Here is an 18957-nt window from a genome sequence, read left to right on the forward strand (position 1 = left end):
ACGGGATCTGTTCGGCCACCCCCTACGGCCCACCCACCCCCCTCGCGGCCCCCTGCACCCCCTAAGGCCCCGCCACCCCCAACTCCTGTGCCAGCACGGCCGCTTGTACCCGGCTGCGCAGCTCCAGCTTCGCCAGCAGTCGGCTGACATGTGTCTTCACGGTGGCCTCCGCCATCACCAGACGCAGCGCGATATCGGCGTTCGACAGGCCGCGCCCCAGACATCCCAGTACCTCCCGCTCGCGTGGCGTCAGCGCGTCCAGGACCCGCGGATCGGGCGCCGCCCCGTCCCGCGCCGGCTGCGCCGCCGTACGGGTGCCGGCGAACTCCGCGAGCAGCCGCCGGGTCACCGCCGGCGCGATCAGTCCCTCGCCGGACGCCACGGTGCGCACCGCGGTCAGCAGCGTGGCCGCATCGCTGTCCTTGAGCAGAAAGCCCGCGGCCCCCGCCCGCAGCGCCCCGAAGACGTATTCGTCCAGGTCGAAGGTGGTCAGCACCAGGACGTCCGCCAGCTCCTCGGTGACGATCTGCCGGGTGGCACAGACCCCGTCGAGCCGCGGCATCTGGAGGTCCATGAGGACCAGCGCGGGGCGCAGCGCGCGGGCCAGCCGTACCGCCTCCTCGCCGTCCGCGGCCTCCCCGACGACCTCGATGTCGGGCGCCGAACGCAGGATGAGGACGAGCCCGGCCCGGACGGCGGACTGGTCCTCGGCGACCAGGACCCGGATGGGCCGGGCCGCGCTGCCGGTCGTCACAGTGCTTCCTCCTCGGTGGGCAGTGCTGCCCGTACCAGCCAGACCCTGCCGTCCGGCCCCTCTGCCGGTCCGGCCCGGAACACCCCGCCGAGCAGGGCGGTCCGCTCGCGCATCCCGATCAGACCGCTGCCGGAGCCGGGTGCCCGGGGGCGCGGCCGGGCGGCGTACGGGCTGCGGACGGCGACGGTGAGCGCCCCGTCCTCCCGGGCGAGGCTTACCCGCACCTCGCCGGGGGCGGCGTGCTTGAGCGCGTTGGTCAGTGACTCCTGGACGATGCGGTACGCGGCCAGCTCGGCCGGGGCGGCGGGCTCCGGCGCGGCCCCGGCGTAGTCCGGGCCGCGGGCGTCGTCCAGCACGAAGGTCAGTCCGCTGCCCGCGCCGCTGGTACGGGCCTGGTCGAGCAGCGCGTCCAGGCCGTCGAGGGTGGGGGTCGCGGCGGGCGCGCCGTCCGCCCCCGTGGTCCTGGGGTCCCGCAACAGTCCGATGAGGCGGCGCATTTCGGCCAGACCTTGCACGCTGTTCTCCCGGATCACCCCGAGCGCCTCGCGGGTCGCCGACGGGTCGTCGATGGACTGCGCGGCGGTGGAGTGGATCGCGATGGCGGACAGATGGTTGGCGACCATGTCATGCAGTTCGCGCGCCATCCGGGCCCGTTCGCCGGCCACCGCCTGCGCGCGGTCCCGCTCGGCCAGCAGCGCGATCCGCTCGGCCCGCAGCCGGGCGGCCTCCGCGGCCTCGCGGTGTTCCCGGATCATCAGGCCGGTCGAGGCCGGGGCGATGGTGATCAGTGCGAGGCCGATGACGGCCAGGACGACCTGCGGGTCGTGCCATAGCGCGGTCAGCACGGCGGCCCCCAGGACCGTCGCCACGACGGAGTGCAGCGGGATCCGGCGGGCCGCCCCCGCCGAGCCGTAGAGCACCGCCGCATAGACCACGTCCGTGAACATCACGACGGTGGCGACCAGGGTGCCGGAGCAGATGTCCAGCGCCAGGGCCGGCACCGCGACGGCCAGCGCCGCCGGCGGGGCCGTACGGCGGACCAGTTCCGCCAGCGCCATCGCGGTGAGCGCGACCAGGGTCAGCGAGGGCGGCAGCCCCAGCAGCGAGGGCCCGCCGTGCAGCCCCAGCGCCCACAGCAGCAGCCCGCAGAGCAGCCCGCCGCCCGCGATGAGCACATCGTCGCGGTGCGGCCGGCCGGCGGCGGTGACGACGGATCGGGCAGGCACCCTTCCATCCAACACGGCGCCACGGCCGGCTGCCTCCACGTCAGGGACACCCGTCGGGGAGGCGGGCTACATCGAAAGATGCAGTCCCGGATCGTCGCGGGCGACGACGTACCGGGCGGCGGCCGCTGGAAGGCTTCGAGGGTGCGGCTCAAGGGCCGGGAGAGGAGACAGCCGTGGTCGTCACGCTGATCATTGTCTGTGAGGTCGGCTTCTGGTTACTGCTGGCGGCCGGTCTGACGCTGCGCTACCTGGCAGGGATGCGGCGCACCGGAGCGGCGGTACTGCTGCTGGAGCCGCTGCTGGAGCTGGTGTTGCTGACCGTCACCGCGATCGACCTGAAGAACGGGGCGACGGCGGACTGGAAACACGGGCTGGCCGCCGTCTACATCGGCTACACCGTCGCCTACGGCCACTACACGATCACGTGGGTCGACGGACATGTCGCGCACCGCTTCGCGGGCGGCCCGCGGCCGGTGAAGCCGCCCCGCTACGGCCTGGCCCGCGCCCGGCACGAGGGCAAGCTGTGGCTGCGTACGGTGCTGATGGCCGTCGTCGCCGCCACGCTGCTGCAGTGCGCGATCTGGTACGTCGGCGACGGCGACATCGGCTCCCTGCGCAGCTGGCAGGCCGTCACGCTGCGCGCCGTCGTCCTCCACGGCGTGATCGCGCTGACCTATCTCCTCTGGCCGAAGAAGGCCCCGGGCCGGGATGCCACTGTCGACGGCGAAGCGGCCGGGCCGCGGCAGAAGACGCTGCGGTAGGGCTGAGGTACGGGACGGCCCTGCCCGGCCGGGGCCGGACAGGGCGCAGGACGGCCGGTCAGCGCTCCCCGCCCGGCACCCACAGCACGTCCCCGACCTCCTTGTTGGCCGTACGGGCCAGGATGAACAGGAGGTCGGAGAGGCGGTTGAGGTAGGTGGCGGTCAGCGGGTTCATGGTCTCCCCGTGCTCCTCGAACGCCGCCCATGTCGCCCGCTCGGCGCGGCGGACGACCGTGCACGCCTGGTGCAGCAGCGCGGCACCGGCCGTACCGCCGGGGAGGATGAAGCTGCGCAGCTTCTCCAGCTCCGCCAGGAACCGGTCGCAGTCGGCCTCCAGCTTGTCGATGTAGCTCTGCTCGACGCGCAGCGGCGGGAACTTCGGGTCCTCCACCACCGGCGTCGAGAGGTCCGCGCCGACGTCGAAGAGGTCGTTCTGCACCCGCAGCAGCACCGCGGCGACGTCCTCGGGGAGCGAGCCGAGCGCCAGGGCCACGCCGATGGCCGCATTGGCCTCGTTGGCGTCCGCGTACGCCGCGATCCGCGAATCGGTCTTGGCGGTACGGCTCATGTCGCCCAGGGCGGTGGTGCCCTTGTCGCCGGTGCGGGTGTAGATGCGCGTCAGATTCACCATACGGGCGAGCCTACGCCGCGGACCTGCGGAAGGCCCGGGTGCACAGGGTCATCGACACCGCGACGAGCGCGAGCGCCGCCAGGACGCCGTGGAGCATCGCCGCGGAGGCGTAGGAGCCGACGAACGCCGCCCGCACCGCGTCCACGAGATAGCGGAACGGCATGAAGTGCGACAGCACGTCGAGCCACTTCGGCCCCAGCGTCATCGGCAGCATCAGCCCGGAGAGCAGCATCGAGGGCATGGTCAGGGAGTTGATGACCGGCCCGAACTCCTGGGGCGTGGACACCTTCAGCGCCAGCGCGTACGACAGCGAGGCCAGCGCCACGGTCAGCACCGCGACGAACGCGAAGCCGATGAGGATGCCGGGCAGCGGCGCCCGCAGCCCCATGACCATGGCCGCCAGCACCAGCAGCACCGCCTGGAAGACGAACAGCGCGGCATCCCGCAGCACCCGCCCCAGCAGCAGCGCCAGCCGGCTCACCGGCGTCACCCGCATCCGTTCCACGACCCCGTACTGCTTTTCGACGATGATGCCGAAACCGCAGAACGAGGCGCCGAACAGGCCGAGTTGGAGCAGCAGCCCGGGGACCAGCACCTGCCAGGAGCTGCCGGTGGCGGACAGCGGCAGATCGGTCAGCAGCGGGCCGAAGAAGAGCAGATACAGCAGCGGCATCAGCACGCCGAAGAGCATCTGGAGCCGGGACCGCACTGTCTGGCGGGCGTACCGCCCGAAGATCAGCGCGGTGTCGGAGAGAAACGAGGACACAAGGGCTCCTAGACGGCGACGGGGGTCTGGTCACCGGCGGCGGCGCTGCGCCCGGTGATGGCGAGGAAGGCGTCCTGGAGGGACGCGGCGGCCGAGCCCGCATGGGCGCGCTTGAGGGCGTCCGGGGTGCCCTCCGCGACCACCACGCCCTGGTCGACGATCACCAGCCGGTCGGCCAGCGCGTCGGCCTCATCCAGGTAGTGGGTGGTCAGGAAGACCGTGGTGCCGTGCTGCGTCCGGATCCGGAGGACCAGGTCCCACAGGTCGGCGCGGCTGCCCGGGTCGAGCCCGGTGGTCGGCTCGTCGAGGAACAGCACCTGGGGCCGGTGCGTGAGGCCCATCGCGAGGTCCAGCCGCCGCCGCTGTCCGCCGGAGAGGCTGGCGGTCTTGCGGTCGAGCAGCCCGGTCAGGTCCAGGTCGACGGCCAACTCCTCGGCCCGGGAGGCGGCTTCGGCCTTGCCGAGGCGGTAGAGGCGGGCCTGGGTGACCAGCTCCTCGCGCAGCGAGATGTTCGGATCGACGCCGCCGGACTGGGCGACGTATCCGGAGGCGCGGCGGACGCCCGCCGGGTCGCGGACGAGGTCGCAGCCGGCCACGGTCGCGGTGCCGCCGGTGGGCGTCAGCAGGGTCGTGAGCATGCGCAGGGTGGTGGTCTTGCCGGCGCCGTTGGGGCCGAGGAAGCCGAGGATCTCGCCGCGTTCGGCGGTGAGGTCGATGCCGCGTACGGCCTCTACGGGGCCGCGCGGGGTGGTGAAGGTCCGGGCGAGGCCGGACGCGCTGAGGACTGCCATGCCCACAGAAAAACAGAGAGACTGAAAAATTGCAACGTCCCCAAAATTTCATTGAACCCAGCGAAAGGTAGGGTGGGGGCATGGCAGAGGGACTCAGGGAGCGGAAGAAGCGGCAGACCCGCCAGTACATCTCCGACGTGGCCACCGGCCTCTTCCTGGAGCGCGGCTTCGACGCGGTGACCATCGCGGAGATCGCCGGGGCCGCGGAGGTCTCCGTCAACACCGTCTACAACTACTTCCCGGCCAAGGAAGACCTCTTCTTCGACCGCAGCAAGGGGGTCGCGGACCGGCTCTCGCGCTTCGTACGGGGCCGGGCGGCGGGGGAGTCCGCGGCCGTCGCCGTCCTGCGCGAGCTGCGCGAGGAGGTCGAGGCGGTCTCCCCGCGGGTCGGACTGATCGAGGGGTACGAGCGGTTCATGCGCGTGGTGCACGACGCGCCCACCCTCAAGGCCCGCCTCTGGTACCTCCAGCAGGAGGTCCACGACAACCTGGAGGTCACGCTCCGGGAGGAGACCGGCGCACCGGCCGGCGACCCGCTGCCGGGCCTGATGGCGGGCCAGATCAACTGGGTGCACCAGAGCCTGATGCACTGGATCGCCCAGGCGATGCTCGCCGGCCGCAAGCCCGCGGAGGCCTCCCGGGAGGCACTGGTCCTCCTCGACGAGATGGCGGAACTGTTGGGCGAAAAGGTGCTCAACTACGCCGTACGGACAGCCGACTGACGACGGGCTGTCCGGATCGCTGCGCTCGGCGCGGACCCCCTCGGTGTGATGTCCGTCATTCGAGACGTGACGCGCATCTCTTAGCCTCCAAAGGATCGCTCACGAGCGCTAACGTCACCCACGACCGTCAAATGCACAGGGTGTGAGGGGACAGCAGTGGCAAAGAAGCTCGCCGTCATCGGCGCCGGACTCATGGGGTCCGGTATCGCGCAGGTCTCCGCCCAGGCGGGCTGGGACGTGGTCCTCCGCGATGTGACGGACGAGGCGCTGGCCCGGGGCAAGGGTGGCATCGAGGCCTCGTACGAGAAGTTCGTCGCCAAGGGCAAGCTCGCGGCGTCCGACGCCGAAGCGGCGCTGGCCCGCATCACCACCACGACCGACATGGAAGCCGCCGCCGAGGCCGACATCGTCGTCGAGGCCGTCTTCGAGCGGATCGACGTCAAGCGCGAGATCTTCCAGACGCTGGACAAGCTCGTCAAGGACGAGGCCGTGCTGGCCTCCAACACGTCCGCCATCCCGATCACCAAGATCGCGGCGGCGACCTCCCGCCCCGAGCGGGTCGTCGGCACGCACTTCTTCTCGCCGGTGCCGATGATGCAGCTGTGCGAGCTGGTGCGCGGCTACAAGACCAGCGACGAAACCCTCGCCACCGCCCGGCAGTTCGCCGAGTCGGTCGGCAAGACCTGCGTCGTCGTCAACCGTGACGTGGCCGGCTTCGTCACCACCCGCCTGATCTCGGCGCTGGTCGTCGAGGCCGCCAAGCTCTACGAATCCGGCGTGGCCAGCGCCGAGGACATCGACACCGCCTGCAAGTTGGGCTTCGGCCACGCGATGGGACCGCTCGCCACCGCCGACCTGACGGGCATCGACATCCTGCTGCACGCCACCGACAACATCTACACCGAGTCCCAGGACGAAAAGTTCGCACCGCCGGAGATCATGCGCCGGATGGTCGATGCGGGCGATATCGGACGCAAGAGTGGGCAGGGCTTTTACGAGCACTGATGTCCCGTCAGGCCCATCGGCCCCGATGGGCTCACCCCGCGGGGTGAATTCGGGTATCGGTTCGCTTACAGGCGGCAACTTCGCCGCATGAGAGGCAGTCAGTTCTGTAGACGTCCAGGCACCACCCATGACACCGGGGAGCGCATATGCACATCAGGGGCGACCACGCCGAGCTGGTCGTCGGGGGCCGCCTCGACGTCCGCAGCGCGGCGGACGCCCGAACGGCCCTGCACGCCGCCGTCGACTCCGGTCGGGGCGATCTCGTGCTGGACCTGACCGAGCTGGATTCCTGGGATGCCACCGGCCTCGGTGTGATCATGGGCGCGCACCGCCGTGCGGGCCGGGTCAACCGCAGGCTGGTGCTGCGCGGAGTGCCGCCCCAGATGCAGCGCCTGCTGGTCGCCACCCGGCTGCACCGCATCCTCGCGATCGAGGGCGGCATCGAAGCGGAAACGCTTCCGCGGGTGTGAGGCACGGGCGGTACGCCGCCCGGAGGTCCGCGCCCGGAGTCGGGCCGGGGACCGGGCGATCAGAAACACACGGCACAGCGCGACGAACCATGCCGAGCTGAACGAGAGAAATGTCGTAAACAGCACGACACCGGCCAATCCCGGAAGTTCCGGTCAGGAGTGGCCCCCGGCGGTGCGCCGGGCCGCGCTCCAGGTCTAAGGTTCGGTTCCCGCCCGTATGTCATCATCCGCGGCGGGAACCGGACCGGACGCGAGGGCCACGCACACGCTGCCGGAGCCGGAGGAGCGCGGACGGCACGAAGCGCAGCCGGCACGACGCCCGGCCTCCTGGATGCCCGGCGAGGCGGCGCGGAACGAAGCATCTGGGAGCTTGCAAGATGGACCCGAACACTCACCGGGGACCCGAGGAGCACGGCGAGCAGGATGGCCCTGCCGCGCCACCGGCCCCCGCGTTCGGCGGCCCGCAGGGCGGCTCCCGGGGGACCGCCCGCGTCGTACGGCTCGTCTCGGGTGCCTACCTCGTCACCGTCAACCCCGTCGACGGCAGCGAAATAGAACCCTGCCCGCCCGGAGAGGTCCCCACCGCACCCGGCAGGCTCGACCCGGAGGAACGCGCCGCGGCAGCCCGCGCGGCGGCACCCCCGCTGCCCCCGGGCCCGCCCGCGTCCGCCGGGCAGCAAGCCGTCCTCGAAGAGCGCACCGAGGACACCGAGCGCCTGGTCCGGCTGCTCTCCCGCGGCCGCTCGGTACGCGTCACCGGGCCCTCCGGCTCGGGCCGCACCCGGCTGCTGGAGGCCGTCGCCGACGCCTGCGCCGACCTCGCCCCGGACGGGGTGATCCGGCTGTCCGGCTACCACCGCAACACCACCGACCTGCTGTACGCGCTGTTCGCCGCCGTCCATCGGGCCCCGCAGCACCGCCCCGACCGGGCCGAGATGCTGCGCATGGTCGGCGGGATCGGCGGGATCGTCGTCCTGGACGACCTGGAGTTCGGCGGTGCCGCGCTCGACGAGCTGCTCGCCGCCACCCCCGAATGCGCCTTCCTGCTCGCCGCCACCCCCGACGTCGCGGCCCCCAGCGCCGGCTCGCATGTCGAAGAGGTCTTCCTCGGCGGCCTCGGCCGCGGCGGCTGCGTACGGATGCTGGAGCGCGCCGTGGACCGGCCGCTCACCGACGACGAGGAGGCCTGGGCCGCCGACCTCTGGTTCGAGTCCGAGGGACTGCCGCTGCGGTTCGTGCAGGCGGCCGCCCTGCTGAAGCAGCGCGACCGGATGCTCGCCGGGCCGGGGGCCCTCGACGACGGGTACGGCCTCTTCCCCGCGGACACCGACGAGCCGGCCGCCGGGGCGGGCGAGCACCCCGAGGTGCCGCTGCCGTCCCTCGGCGAGGCCGCCGCCCCCGCCCCGCTGCTGGCCTCCCGGCTGAGCGAAGCGGCCCGGGAGACGCTGCGGATCGCCGTCGCGCTCGGCGGCGAGCTGCCGCACCAGGCGCATCTGCCGGCCCTCACCCAGGACACCCGCGCCGACGCGGCCCTCGGCGAGCTGCTGGCCTGCGGCCTGATCACCCCGGTCGCCGGGCACTACCGGCTCGCCGCCACCGTCCAGGACCAGCTGGCCGCGGACGGCTACGCGGAGGGCGCCGCCGCCCGGGCCCACACCGTCGCCCAGCACTACGCCTGGTGGGCCGGTCACCCCTCGGTCACCCCCGAACGGGCCGCCGCGGAGTCCGATGTGGCGCTGGCCGCGATGGGCGTGCTGACCGGCAGCCGGGAGGGCGGGCACACCAGCGCGGCCGTGCTGCTCGCCCGTACGGCCGCTCCGGCGTTCGCCGCGGCGCTGCACTGGAGCGCCTGGGAGCGCAGCCTGCGCCACGGCCAGGAGGCCGCGCGGCTGGCCGGCGAGGTCGCCGAAGAGGCCTACTTCCACCATGAGCTGGGTGTGCTGGCGCTGTGCACCGGCAACCTCGACAAGGCGCGCGCCGAGCTGGAGGCCTCCATCGGGCTGCGCGGTGTGCTCTCCGACCGCAGTGGCGCGGTGGCCGGACGCCGCGCCCTGGCGCTGGTCACCGACAGCTCCCGGGCCGCTGCCGCCGCGGCGGCCACCACCACCCTGCCGCAGGCACCCGGCGCGGCCGCCGCCCGGAAGGCCAAGGGCCCGGCCGCCACACCGGCCGCCGGGGTCCCGGCCGCGAAGCCGCGGACGCCGAGGGCCGAGGAGACCGCGGCGACGATCGTCGCCCGCGGTTCCTCCTCGGCCGCCGCCACGACGGCCGTGACCGTGAGCGGTACGGCCGGCGGCAAGCGGCTGTTCGGCATGGCCCGCCGCAACGTCGTGGCCGCCGGCGCGGGCGCCCTGCTGGCCGCCGTCCTCGGCACCGTCGTCACGCTCAGCATGCCGTCCGGCGACGCGCACCACGACGACAAGGTCAGCACCGAACAGAGCACGGACGACGGCGCCGCCACCGACACCCCGGAGGAAGACCCCGGTACCGGCCGGCCGGCACAGCAGGCCGGCACGTCCCGGCCCGGCACCCCGGGCACCCCCGGTCACCAGGCGTCCCCGTCCCCGTCGGCCTCCGGCCCCGCCACCAGCGGTTCGCCCAGCGGCACCGGTCCGACGGACCCGACGGCCGGCCCCACCGAACCGAGCGGGCGGCCCACCACGCCCACCGGCCGGCCGACCCGCACCACCCAGCCGCCGACCGCCGACCCGACCGGTCCCACGCCGACGGACAAGCCGACCGACCCCACGCCAAGTCAGACCCCCACCCAGGACCCCACGGACAAGCCGTCGACGCAGAGCCCCTCGCAGTCCGTGGCCGCCCCCTCGGACAGCGGCTCCACCGGGGGCGGTTCGTCCGGCGGCACACCGTCGGACGGCAGCGCCTCCTCGGCCGGTACGGCGAGCTCCTCGACGGGCTGACGCCCCGCACCACCACAGCGCGACGGCCCGGTACGTGACCGGGCCGTCGCGCTGCGCCGTCCCCGGGGGCGGCTCCCGGGGATCATGGCCGAAGAAGTCCCCAGGGGCCCACGGGGTCAGAACAGCCGGAGCTTGTCGTCCTCGATGCCGCGCAGCGCGTCGTAGTCCAGGACGACACAGTCGATGCCGCGGTCGGTGGCCAGCACCCGCGCCTGCGGCTTGATCTCCTGAGCGGCGAAGACGCCCTTCACCGGGGCCAGATGCGGGTCACGGTTGAGGAGTTCGAGATAGCGGGTGAGCTGCTCGACACCGTCGATCTCACCCCGCCGCTTGATCTCGACGGCGACGGTCCGGTGATCGGCATCCCGGCACAAGATATCCACCGGGCCGATGGCAGTGGGGTATTCACGCCGAATCAGGGAGTATCCCTCGCCGAGGGTTTCGATCCGGTCCGCGAGCAGCTCCTGGAGGTGGGCCTCCACCCCGTCCTTGATGAGCCCCGGGTCGACGCCGAGTTCGTGCGAGGAGTCGTGCATGACCTCCTCCAGGGTGATGATGAGCTTCTCGCCGCCCTTGTTCTCCACCGTCCACACGTCCCCGTCCGCCTCCTTGAGGGTGCACGGCGGCGACATCCAGTTGAGGGGTTTGTAGGCCCGGTCGTCCGCGTGAACGGAGACGGAGCCGTCGGCCTTCACGAGGATGAGGCGCGGGGCCGAGGGGAGATGGGCGGTGAGCCGGCCCGCGTAGTCCACGGAGCAGCGGGCGATGACGAGACGCATGGGGCGAAACGCTACTCGACCGGAGGCCCCGCACGCGATTCGCCCTGGATCACCGGGCCTTTACGGGGGAAATCCCCGCACCCCCGGCGCTCGCCAATGGCCGGTTGTATGTGCAATCTCCTGGTGCGGGCACCTTGCGCGGCATACCGTTGAAGCGGGGGGTCGTGAGGCGAACACGCTGTGTCGCGAATCCCCTTGTCCCGTCCCTAGGCCCTGTCCGTCCCGGCGGGGCCGCGAGAGGAGAACCTCATGTCGCTCGACGTCTCACCGGCCCTCCTCGAACAGGCCGAGCGAGGCGAGGTCGACGAAGCCGCATTTGTCGACTGCGTCCGGACCTCCCTGCCCTACGCATGGGGGATGATCAGCTCTCTGGTGGCCCAGCTGAAGGTGGACGGCGGAGAGTTCGCCGACAATCAGACGCCTCCGCCGGACGAGCAGGCGCGCGGTCAGTTGCTGCGCGCACTGGCGAGTGACGCCATCCGTGGTTCGCTGGAGCGGCACTTCGGTGTGCGGCTCGCCTTTCAGAACTGCCACCGGGTCGCGGTCTTCCCGCTCGACCCGGCGGTGGACGACCGCCTGGCCCGATTCACCTCCATACGGGGCCAGCTGTTGAATCAGTCGCCGCAACTCCGCGACTGCTGAACGCCGTTGCTGCCGCTGCGCACAGGATTGTGAGACGCACCGTGCCGGTGCGCCAGCGGCAGCACTCTCCCAGGACGGGGACACCTCCGGGCACGGTGCGCGGCTCCACCGCGCGCGGGCACCGTCACCCGCGCACGGCAGCGCCGCACCGGGCCGGTCACCCCAGCTGCGGCAGCACCTCCGCGCCCAGCCGGCGCACGTTCTCCTCCGTCGCCGCGAGGTCACCGGAGCCCTCGACGAGCAGGGCGAAGCGGCTGATGCCGGTCCGCTCCGAGGTCGCCGCCAGCCGGTCCGCGCACAGCTGGGGTGTGCCGACGGGATGCAGCCCGCACAGCAGCTCCGTATAGGCCAGCGGATCACGCATCGCGCGATAGCGGCCGTCGACGGTCACATGCGCGCCCAGGCCCTGCCGCAGCCAGCCGGGCATCGCCTTGGTCAGGGACTCCCTCGCCGCCTCCCGGCCGTCGGCGATCTGCACCACGCCCGCAGAGACATGCGCGGCGGCGGCCACCTCGTCGCCGTCCCGGCCGGCCTCCCGGGCGGCCGACCGCCACAGCGCGACCATCTCCGCCTTCTCCTCGTCGCCGCAGTGCATGCCCAGCAGCATCGGCAGCCCGCGCTCGGCGGCGGTCCGCACCGACGCGGCGGAGGTGCAGGCCACCACCACCGGCGGGCCCGTGGGCCCGGCACACGGATCGTCCGGATCGGTCAGCGCCTGATCCGGCCGCGGCACCACCGCCACCTCCCGGAACGCATAGCGCTCGCCCTGCGCGCCGACCCGTGGCTCCCGCAGCCAGCGCATCAACAGATCGAGGGATTCCGGGAAGCCGTGGTCGTACGCGGCGAGCCCGGAGCCGAACACCTCCAGATCGACCCAGGGGCCGCCCCGGCCGACGCCGAGCGTGAACCGGCCGCCGGCGGTGAGATGCAGCAGCGCCGCCTGCTCGCCGAGCGTCACCGGATGCTGGGTCGGCAGCACGCTCACCGCCGTCCCGACCCCGATCCGGCGGGTGCGCCCCAGCAGCAGCGCCGCCAGCGTCACCGCGCTCGGACAGACGCCGTACGGTACGAAGTGGTGTTCCGCCAGCCAGACATCGTCGAGCCCGGCCTCCTCCGCGACCTCCGCGGAGCGCACCGCGCGGTGCAGTGCTTCCCCCTGTCCCTGACCGGGAAATTGTGCGGCCAGGATGAAAGCTCCAACGCGCATCGCTCTCTGCCTCCTCGCAGCCGACGCGACTCCCCCCACCGGCAACAACGGGAGACACGTGCCAAGGGCACGGCCTGACGGGAAATTTCCCGATGATCGCAGAAACCTGCCGAGCGGAGTCCACCCCTGACCGAGCCGCGTACGCTGGTGACATCCCGTGACCCCGTGACCCTCCGAGGTGCTCTGTGTCCCCGCGTCGAAACCGCCTGCCCGGCGGCGCGAAGCCCATCGACCGCACGGGCGGTGACCGCTACGGCCTGGAACGTACCGAGGAGTGGCGCGGCGAGACCTGGGTCGTGCGGCAGGTGGGGGGCGGCGGTGCGGCCAAGCACTACCGCTGCCCCGGCTGCGACCAGGAGATCCCGCCCGGGGTGCCGCATGTCGTCGCCTGGCAGCAGCACGGCGATGTCGACGACCGCCGGCACTGGCACAAGGCGTGCTGGAACGCACGGGACCGCCGGAGCGCGCGGCTCCAGCGGTCCCGGAATGCGCCCAGATACTGAGCGGTCGAGAAGGGTGCGCGGCGTCAGACGTCGCGCTGTGCGACGGCTGCGTAGGCGCCGCCCAGCACCACCGCGGTCACGCCGGCAAGGATCCACAGCGGCGTCCAGCCGGTCGGACCCGTGGGCAGGAACGGGATGTCGTAGAGCGTCGCCAGGGCGCTCGGCACCGAGTACTCGATCAGCGCCCGCTGGATGTCCTTGACGCTCTCCCCCTGCAGGAACAGCGCCAGCAGCATCGGCAGCAGCACCACGCCCATCATCGTGCTGATGGCGCCCGCGGAGTGCCGCAGCAGGGCGCCGACGGCCAGCGCCAGCAGGCCGAGCAGCGCGACATACAGACCGGCACCGAGGGTGGCGCGCAGCCACTGGTCGGTGGTCGGCGCGGGGCCGTTGAGCAGGCCGGTGTCGATCAGCGCGACCAGCGTGGTCGCGACCGTCGTGAGCACCAGCGCGAGGGTGAAGAAGACGACGGCCTTCGCGGTCAGTACCCGGACGCGGCTGGGGCAGGCGGTCAGCGTCGTACGGATCATGCCGGTGCCGTACTCGGACGAGATCGACAGCACGCCCAGGGTGATCACGCACAGGCTGCCGAGCAGCACCCCGACGAAGCCGACGCCGAGCAGCGGGTCCATCTCGCGCTCCAAGCCCGCCGCGACGCCGGCCAGCAGACCGATGCCGACGGTCAGGACGACCATCACGCCCAGCGTCCAGATCGTCGAGCGCAGCGAGCGGATCTTCGTCCACTCGGAGGCCAGCGCATGGCCGAGGTGGGTGGGGCGCACGGTGATGTGGGAGACGTAGCCGCCTGCTCCGGCCCAGGCCTGCTGGGGGTGGGCCTGTTGCGGGACGGGGGGCTGCTGGGCCTGCGGGTGGTGGTGCTGATGCTGCGGCGGGGCCGGGGCCGGGGCCGGGGCCGGAGCCTGCGGCTGCGCCTGGGGCTGGCCCTGCTGCTGGAGCAGCATCGTGCCCGCGTCCCTGCCCGGTCCGTGTGCCGCGAGCGGCTGCGGCTCGGCGGGTTGCTGGGGCTGCAGCGTCATCGTGCCGGCTTCCCTGGCCGGCGCGGGCGGTGCGGGCTGCCCGGGCGCCTGCTGGGCCTGGAGCGTCATCGTGCCCGCCTCCTTGGCGAGCGACGGCTGGGCGGGGGGCTGCTGGGCCTGCAGCGTCATCGTGCCCGCTTCCCCGGCGGGCGGGGGCTGCTGACCGGGCTGCGGCGCCGGCTGCTGTCCGGGCTGCGGCGGTGCGGCGGGCGGCGTCTGGGGCGGCCGGCCCTGCGGCGGGTGCGGCGCGGCGGGCGGCACCGGCGGCGCGGTCGGCAGCGGCTGCTGCTGCGCGCCGGTGTCGTCGGGTCCGCGCTCAGGCTGCGGCTGGGGCTGCGGCTGCTGAGGGCTGGTCATCGGGCGTCCTCGTGGTGCGGCGTGGGCTGGTCGGCGGGGGCGGCGGGCGGTGCGACCGGGGTCGCGGGCGGCATCGGCGCGGCGGGCCGGTGCCCGTACGGGTGAGGCGCGCCGTACGACTCGGGTGCCCCATACGGGTGACCCTGAGCCGGGCCGGGCGGCGGATGGCCCGGCCCCGGAACGGCGCCGGGCGCCTGCTGGGCGTACGGATTCGGCTGCCCCTGGCCGGGGACGCCCGCCGGAACCTGGCCCGGCATGCCCGCCGGGGCCTGGCCCGGGCCACCGGGCTGACCGGCCGGGTAGCCGGGGCCACCCGCATACCCCTGCGGCGGGGGACCCTGCGGGGCGAACCCGGCGGGGGCCTCCTGCAGTCCGGCCCGTGCGTCGGCCGTCGAGCGGTAGTCCACGGCGCCCTGCGTCATCCGCATGTACGCCTCCTCCAGGGACGCCTGGTGCGGCGACAGTTCCCACAGCCGGACCTCGGCCGCATGCGCGAGATCGCTGATGCGGGGGAGCGGCAGTCCGGTCACCCGCAGGGCGCCGTCCGGCTCGGGGGTGATCTGCCCGCCCGCCTCACCGAGCGCGGCGGTCAGCTTCTCGCGCTGCTCCGGCTCGGTGTCCGGGGTACGCACCCGGGCGAAATCGGCGGAGTTGGCCGAGATGAACTCCTTGACCGACATGTTCGCCAGCAGCTGGCCACGGCCGATCACGATCAAGTGCTCGGCGGTCAGCGCCATTTCGCTCATCAGATGCGAGGAGACGAAGACCGTACGGCCCTCGGACGCCAGCTGCTTCATCAGATTGCGCACCCACAGGATGCCCTCGGGGTCGAGGCCGTTGACCGGCTCGTCGAAGAGGAGGACCTGCGGATCGCCGAGCAGCGCCGCGGCGATGCCCAGCCGCTGGCCCATGCCGAGCGAGAAGCCGTTGGAACGCCTCCCCGCGACGTCCTGCAGACCGACCACGCCGAGTACCTCGTCGACCCGGCGGGCCGGGATGCCCGACAGCTGGGCGAGCGAGAGCAGATGCTGGCGCGCGCTGCGCCCGCCGTGCACGGCCTTGGCGTCGAGCAGCGCGCCCACCTGGCGCGGGGCGTTGGGGAGCCGGCGGTAGGGTCGGCCGGCGATGGTCGCGTGCCCCGAGGTCGGTGCGTCCAGGCCCAGAATCATGCGCATCGTGGTCGACTTGCCGGAGCCGTTGGGCCCCAGGAAGCCGGTCACCGTGCCCGGCCGTACCTGGAACGACAGGTTGTACACGGCCGTCTTGGCGCCATAGCGCTTCGTCAGGCCGACTGCCTCGATCATTCTCCGCCCCTCGCGAGATGCCTCGGGGCAGAGGCGCCCTCGTACCCCCGTGAGGGTTAGGAGGCTATCCGTACATTGACGGTTCCCGTCAATCGGGACGGGGCCCGCCGCCTCCGGTGGAGAGGCCGGCGGGCCGTTGCGCGGCCGGGTGTTACGCGTCCCTCCGCTTCAGCAGGACATAGCCGCCGAGCAGCGCCAGCACCGTCCAGGCGATCATGATGCCGAGACCGCCCCACGGCCCGTACGGCACATCGTTGTTGGCGGGCGTGACCACCTGCATGATCTTCGAGCCCGCCTGGTCCGGCAGATAGCGGCCGACCTTCCGGGTCGCCGAGACGTTGCCGAGGATGTTCGAGATCAGGAAGAAGAACGGCATCAGGATGCCCAGCGACAGCATCGGGCTGCGCAGCATCACGGCCACCGCCATCGAGAACAGCGCGATCAGCGTCATATACAGCCCGCCGCCGAACACCGCGCGCAGCACGCCCGGATCGCCGAGGTGCGCCCGCAGATCACCCAGCATCGCCTGTCCCGCGAAGAAGGCCACGAAGCTGGTCGCCAGGCCGACGACGAAGACCAGCGCGGTGGCCACCAGCAGCTTGCAGAACAGAAAGGTGCCGCGCTGCGGAACGGCCGCCAGCGAGGCGCGGATCATGCCGGTGCTGTACTCGTTCGAGACCACCAGCACCCCGAAGACGATCATCGCGAGCTGGCCCAGCCCCATCCCGGAGAAGCTGATGTTGGTGGCGTCGAACGACAGCCGTTCCCTGGCCGGCATGGACTGGAAGTCGTGGTTGGTCAGGAGGCAGATCAGCATGCCCAGCGTGATGGTGAGCACCGCGGCGATGCCGAGCGTCCACACCGTGGACCGCACCGACCTGATCTTGGTCCACTCCGACCGAATGACCTGCCCGAGCGCCGCCATCCGTCAGCTCCTCTTCTTCTGCCAGTCGGCACCCCAGCCGGTCGGCTGCGGCTCGCCGGGGCGTGCCCCGGCCGGCTGCGGGGCTCCCGGGGTCCGGCCACCCGGCGGGGAGCCCGCCTGTGCCGGCACCGGCTCGCCGTCGTGTGCGTGATACTCCACCGAATCCGCCGTCAGCTGCATGAACGCCTCTTCCAAGGACGCGTGCTGGGGGCTCAGCTCGTGCAGCACCAGCTGGTGCGCCGCGGCCAGCTCGCCCAGCCGGTCGGCGGGCACCCCGTCGACCTCCACCGAGCCGTTGCCGGCCGCCACCGCGTCGATGCCCTCGGAGTGCAGCAGATCCAGCAGCTTCTCCCGCTCCGGGGACCGCATCCGGACGTACGACCGCGAGTTCTGGTGGATGAACTCCCTCATCGAGGTGTCGGCCATCAGCCGCCCCTGCCCGATCACGATCAGATGCTCGGCGGTCAGCGCCATCTCACTCATCAGATGCGAGGAGACGAACACGGTCCGGCCCTGGGCCGCGAGGTTCTTCATCAGATTGCGGATCCAGTGGATGCCCTCGGGGTCGAGGCCGTTGACCGGCTCGTCGAAGAGGAGGACCTGCGGATCGCCGAGCAGCGCCGCGGCGATGCCCAGCCGCTGGCTCATCCCGAGCGAGAACCCCTTCGCCCGCTTCTTGGCGACCGCGCTCAGCCCCACGGTGTCCAGCACCTCGAAGACCCGGCTGCGCGGAATGCCGTTGCTCTGCGCCAGACACAGCAGATGGTTGGCGGCGCTCCGGCCACCGTGCACCGACTTCGCCTCCAGCAGCGCCCCGATGTACGTCAGCGGATCCTGCAGCTGCCGGTAGTGCTTGCCGTCGATCCGGACCGTCCCCGCCGTCGGGTTGTCCAGGTCGAGCATCATCCGCATGGTGGTCGACTTGCCCGCGCCGTTGGGGCCGAGGAAGCCGGTGACGATGCCGGGCCGCACCGTCAGGGTGAGATCGTCCACGGCGACCTTGTCGCCGTAATGCTTGGTCAGCCCCTCGAGCTCGATCATGTACGGCACGCTAGGCGGGCCCCGGAGCCCCTGCCACCGGAGCGCAGCCGCCCGGCTGACCCCCGGTACGCACCACGCCCCCGGGCCGCCACACGGGCGGTACGGGGGCGTGGGACGCAGCGGGACGAAACCTGCCGGCCGGTCAGTCAGCGGGTCTGCTGGGCGGGGACGCCGCGGGTGACGGTCTCCTCGTCGCCGGGGGCGCCGGCCGCGGCCACCGCCGCACCGGTCAGCGTCGCGAGCATCTCGCGGACGTTGGTCAGCTGCGCGTTGATCGAGTCGCGGCGGTTGGTCAGGGCCGCCAGCTCGCGCTCGGATTCGCTGCGGATACGGTCCGCCTTGGCGTTGGCGTCCGCCACGATGTCCTCGGCCTGGCGCTGCGCGGTCTCCACCGTCTGGCGGGCCCGGCGCTCCGCGTCCGTGCGCAGCTTCTCGGCCTCCAGGCGGAGCTGCTCGGCGCGGTGCTCGATCTCCGCGAGCCGCTTCTCGGCCTTGGCCTGACGCGAGGCCAGGTCGCGCTCGGACTGCTCACGGCGCTTGGCGAGGTTGGTCTCGAAGTCCGCGGCGGCCTGGGCGGCCTTGGCGCGGGTCTCCTCGAAGAGGGAGTCCGCCTCCTCGCGCTTGGACTGCGCGTCCTTCTGCGCCTCGGAGCGCAGCGTGGAGGCCTCGCCCTTGGCCTTCTCGACGATCCGGGCGCCCTCGTCCTCCGCCTTCGACTTGCGCTCGGCGGCGTACGCCTCCGCGTCGTTACGGACCTGCTGGGCGGCCGACTCGGCCAGCTCACGGTGCTGCTCGGCGGCCCGGCGGGCCTCCTCGCGCAGATCCTTCGCCTCTTCCTCGGCGAGGCGGAGGATCTTCTCCACGCGCGCACCCAGGCCCGCGTAGGACGGTTCGGCGTCATTGACCTGCGCCTGGGCGTTCTGCGTTTCGAGGTGCAGCTCCTCGATCCGCTTTTCCAGCGACGTGATGCGGGCCAGCGCGCTGTCGCGGTCCGCGACGAGCTTCGTAATGCGGTCATCCACCTGACCGCGGTCGTACCCACGCCGCACGAGCTCGAAGCCGAAGGGGGAGGAAGTGTCGCTCATGGGGTTCCTGTCGAAGAGACCGGTGAGGTG

Annotated in this window: 19 protein-coding genes; 7 read left to right on the forward strand and 12 right to left on the reverse strand. The window is 72.5% G+C overall.

Features of this window, described 5'->3' with window-relative positions; genetic code table 11:
- Nucleotides 1-61: 61 nt before the first annotated feature.
- Both BKA18_RS24865 and BKA18_RS24870 read right to left on the reverse strand, forming a co-directional pair.
- Nucleotides 62-754, reverse strand: coding sequence for a response regulator (locus BKA18_RS24865; RefSeq protein ID WP_366045509.1), 693 nt, complete (start codon nt 752-754; stop codon nt 62-64).
- Nucleotides 751-1980, reverse strand: coding sequence for a sensor histidine kinase (locus BKA18_RS24870; RefSeq protein ID WP_366045508.1), 1230 nt, complete (start codon nt 1978-1980; stop codon nt 751-753). Before BKA18_RS24870 ends, BKA18_RS24865 begins: the two co-directional genes overlap by 4 nt.
- A gap of 173 nt (nt 1981-2153) precedes the next feature.
- Between BKA18_RS24870 and BKA18_RS24875 the strand changes: the two genes are divergently transcribed.
- Nucleotides 2154-2741 carry a hypothetical protein gene (locus BKA18_RS24875; protein WP_366045507.1) on the forward strand — a complete coding sequence of 196 codons (588 nt, stop codon included), beginning with the start codon at nt 2154-2156 and terminating at the stop codon, nt 2739-2741.
- Nucleotides 2742-2799: 58 nt separating this feature from the next.
- Here the strand turns inward: BKA18_RS24875 and BKA18_RS24880 are convergent, their stop codons facing one another.
- From BKA18_RS24880 to BKA18_RS24890, 3 genes are read right to left on the reverse strand one after another with little or no spacing between them, the layout of a single operon-like run.
- Entirely contained in the window at nt 2800-3372 is a 573-nt protein-coding gene (locus tag BKA18_RS24880) for a cob(I)yrinic acid a,c-diamide adenosyltransferase (protein ID WP_366045506.1), read from the reverse strand.
- A 10-nt stretch (nt 3373-3382) separates the two neighbouring features.
- Nucleotides 3383-4138 (reverse strand): ABC transporter permease, encoded by a 756-nt coding sequence (locus tag BKA18_RS24885; protein WP_366045505.1) that lies wholly within the window; start codon nt 4136-4138, stop codon nt 3383-3385.
- Between the two features lie 8 nt (nt 4139-4146).
- The gene (locus tag BKA18_RS24890) at nt 4147-4929 is read right to left on the reverse strand and encodes an ABC transporter ATP-binding protein (RefSeq protein ID WP_366045504.1); all 783 of its coding nucleotides are present in this window, start codon (nt 4927-4929) and stop codon (nt 4147-4149) included.
- A gap of 80 nt (nt 4930-5009) precedes the next feature.
- Between BKA18_RS24890 and BKA18_RS24895 the strand changes: the two genes are divergently transcribed.
- The 4 genes from BKA18_RS24895 (at nt 5010) to BKA18_RS24910 (ending at nt 10047) form a co-directional block, all read left to right on the forward strand.
- Nucleotides 5010-5651 (forward strand): TetR/AcrR family transcriptional regulator, encoded by a 642-nt coding sequence (locus tag BKA18_RS24895; RefSeq protein WP_366045503.1) that lies wholly within the window; start codon nt 5010-5012, stop codon nt 5649-5651.
- 156 nt (nt 5652-5807) lie between these two features.
- Complete coding sequence (locus tag BKA18_RS24900) at nt 5808-6656, forward strand: 3-hydroxyacyl-CoA dehydrogenase family protein (RefSeq protein ID WP_006603078.1); 849 nt, start codon at nt 5808-5810, stop codon at nt 6654-6656.
- 146 nt (nt 6657-6802) lie between these two features.
- Entirely contained in the window at nt 6803-7126 is a 324-nt protein-coding gene (locus tag BKA18_RS24905; RefSeq protein WP_006603077.1) for an STAS domain-containing protein, read from the forward strand.
- Nucleotides 7127-7503: 377 nt separating this feature from the next.
- On the forward strand, nt 7504-10047 hold the full coding sequence (locus BKA18_RS24910) for an ATP-binding protein (RefSeq protein ID WP_366045502.1): 2544 nt from the start codon (nt 7504-7506) through the stop codon (nt 10045-10047).
- Between the two features lie 116 nt (nt 10048-10163).
- On the opposite strand, the gene nucS is transcribed toward BKA18_RS24910, so the two are convergent.
- The gene (nucS, locus tag BKA18_RS24915) at nt 10164-10826 is read right to left on the reverse strand and encodes an endonuclease NucS (protein WP_006603075.1); all 663 of its coding nucleotides are present in this window, start codon (nt 10824-10826) and stop codon (nt 10164-10166) included.
- A gap of 249 nt (nt 10827-11075) precedes the next feature.
- On the opposite strand from nucS, the gene BKA18_RS24920 reads away from it, so the two are divergent.
- Nucleotides 11076-11468: an SCO5389 family protein gene (locus BKA18_RS24920; RefSeq protein WP_006603074.1), complete on the forward strand. Its 393-nt coding sequence runs from the start codon at nt 11076-11078 to the stop codon at nt 11466-11468.
- A gap of 157 nt (nt 11469-11625) precedes the next feature.
- Here BKA18_RS24920 and BKA18_RS24925 read toward each other — a convergent pair whose 3' ends face one another.
- The gene (locus BKA18_RS24925; protein WP_006603073.1) at nt 11626-12675 is read right to left on the reverse strand and encodes an LLM class flavin-dependent oxidoreductase; all 1050 of its coding nucleotides are present in this window, start codon (nt 12673-12675) and stop codon (nt 11626-11628) included.
- Nucleotides 12676-12860: 185 nt separating this feature from the next.
- Between BKA18_RS24925 and BKA18_RS24930 the strand changes: the two genes are divergently transcribed.
- A complete protein-coding gene (locus BKA18_RS24930) occupies nt 12861-13178 on the forward strand; it encodes a hypothetical protein (RefSeq protein ID WP_006603072.1) in 318 nt (105 codons plus the stop codon).
- Between the two features lie 23 nt (nt 13179-13201).
- On the opposite strand, the gene BKA18_RS24935 is transcribed toward BKA18_RS24930, so the two are convergent.
- The 5 genes from BKA18_RS24935 to BKA18_RS24955 form a co-directional block, all read right to left on the reverse strand.
- Nucleotides 13202-14140: an ABC transporter permease gene (locus BKA18_RS24935; RefSeq protein ID WP_429638774.1), complete on the reverse strand. Its 939-nt coding sequence runs from the start codon at nt 14138-14140 to the stop codon at nt 13202-13204.
- A 428-nt stretch (nt 14141-14568) separates the two neighbouring features.
- Complete coding sequence (locus tag BKA18_RS24940; RefSeq protein ID WP_366045501.1) at nt 14569-15876, reverse strand: ABC transporter ATP-binding protein; 1308 nt, start codon at nt 15874-15876, stop codon at nt 14569-14571.
- A gap of 151 nt (nt 15877-16027) precedes the next feature.
- Nucleotides 16028-16801: an ABC transporter permease gene (locus BKA18_RS24945; RefSeq protein WP_366045500.1), complete on the reverse strand. Its 774-nt coding sequence runs from the start codon at nt 16799-16801 to the stop codon at nt 16028-16030.
- A 3-nt stretch (nt 16802-16804) separates the two neighbouring features.
- Nucleotides 16805-17842, reverse strand: a complete 1038-nt coding sequence (locus tag BKA18_RS24950; RefSeq protein ID WP_366045499.1) for an ABC transporter ATP-binding protein — start codon at nt 17840-17842, stop codon at nt 16805-16807.
- 146 nt (nt 17843-17988) lie between these two features.
- Entirely contained in the window at nt 17989-18927 is a 939-nt protein-coding gene (locus BKA18_RS24955; RefSeq protein WP_006603067.1) for a coiled-coil domain-containing protein, read from the reverse strand.
- Nucleotides 18928-18957 lie beyond the last annotated feature (30 nt).

The organism is Streptomyces auratus (assembly GCF_050433025.1).
GTDB classification, from domain to species: domain Bacteria; phylum Actinomycetota; class Actinomycetes; order Streptomycetales; family Streptomycetaceae; genus Streptomyces; species Streptomyces sioyaensis.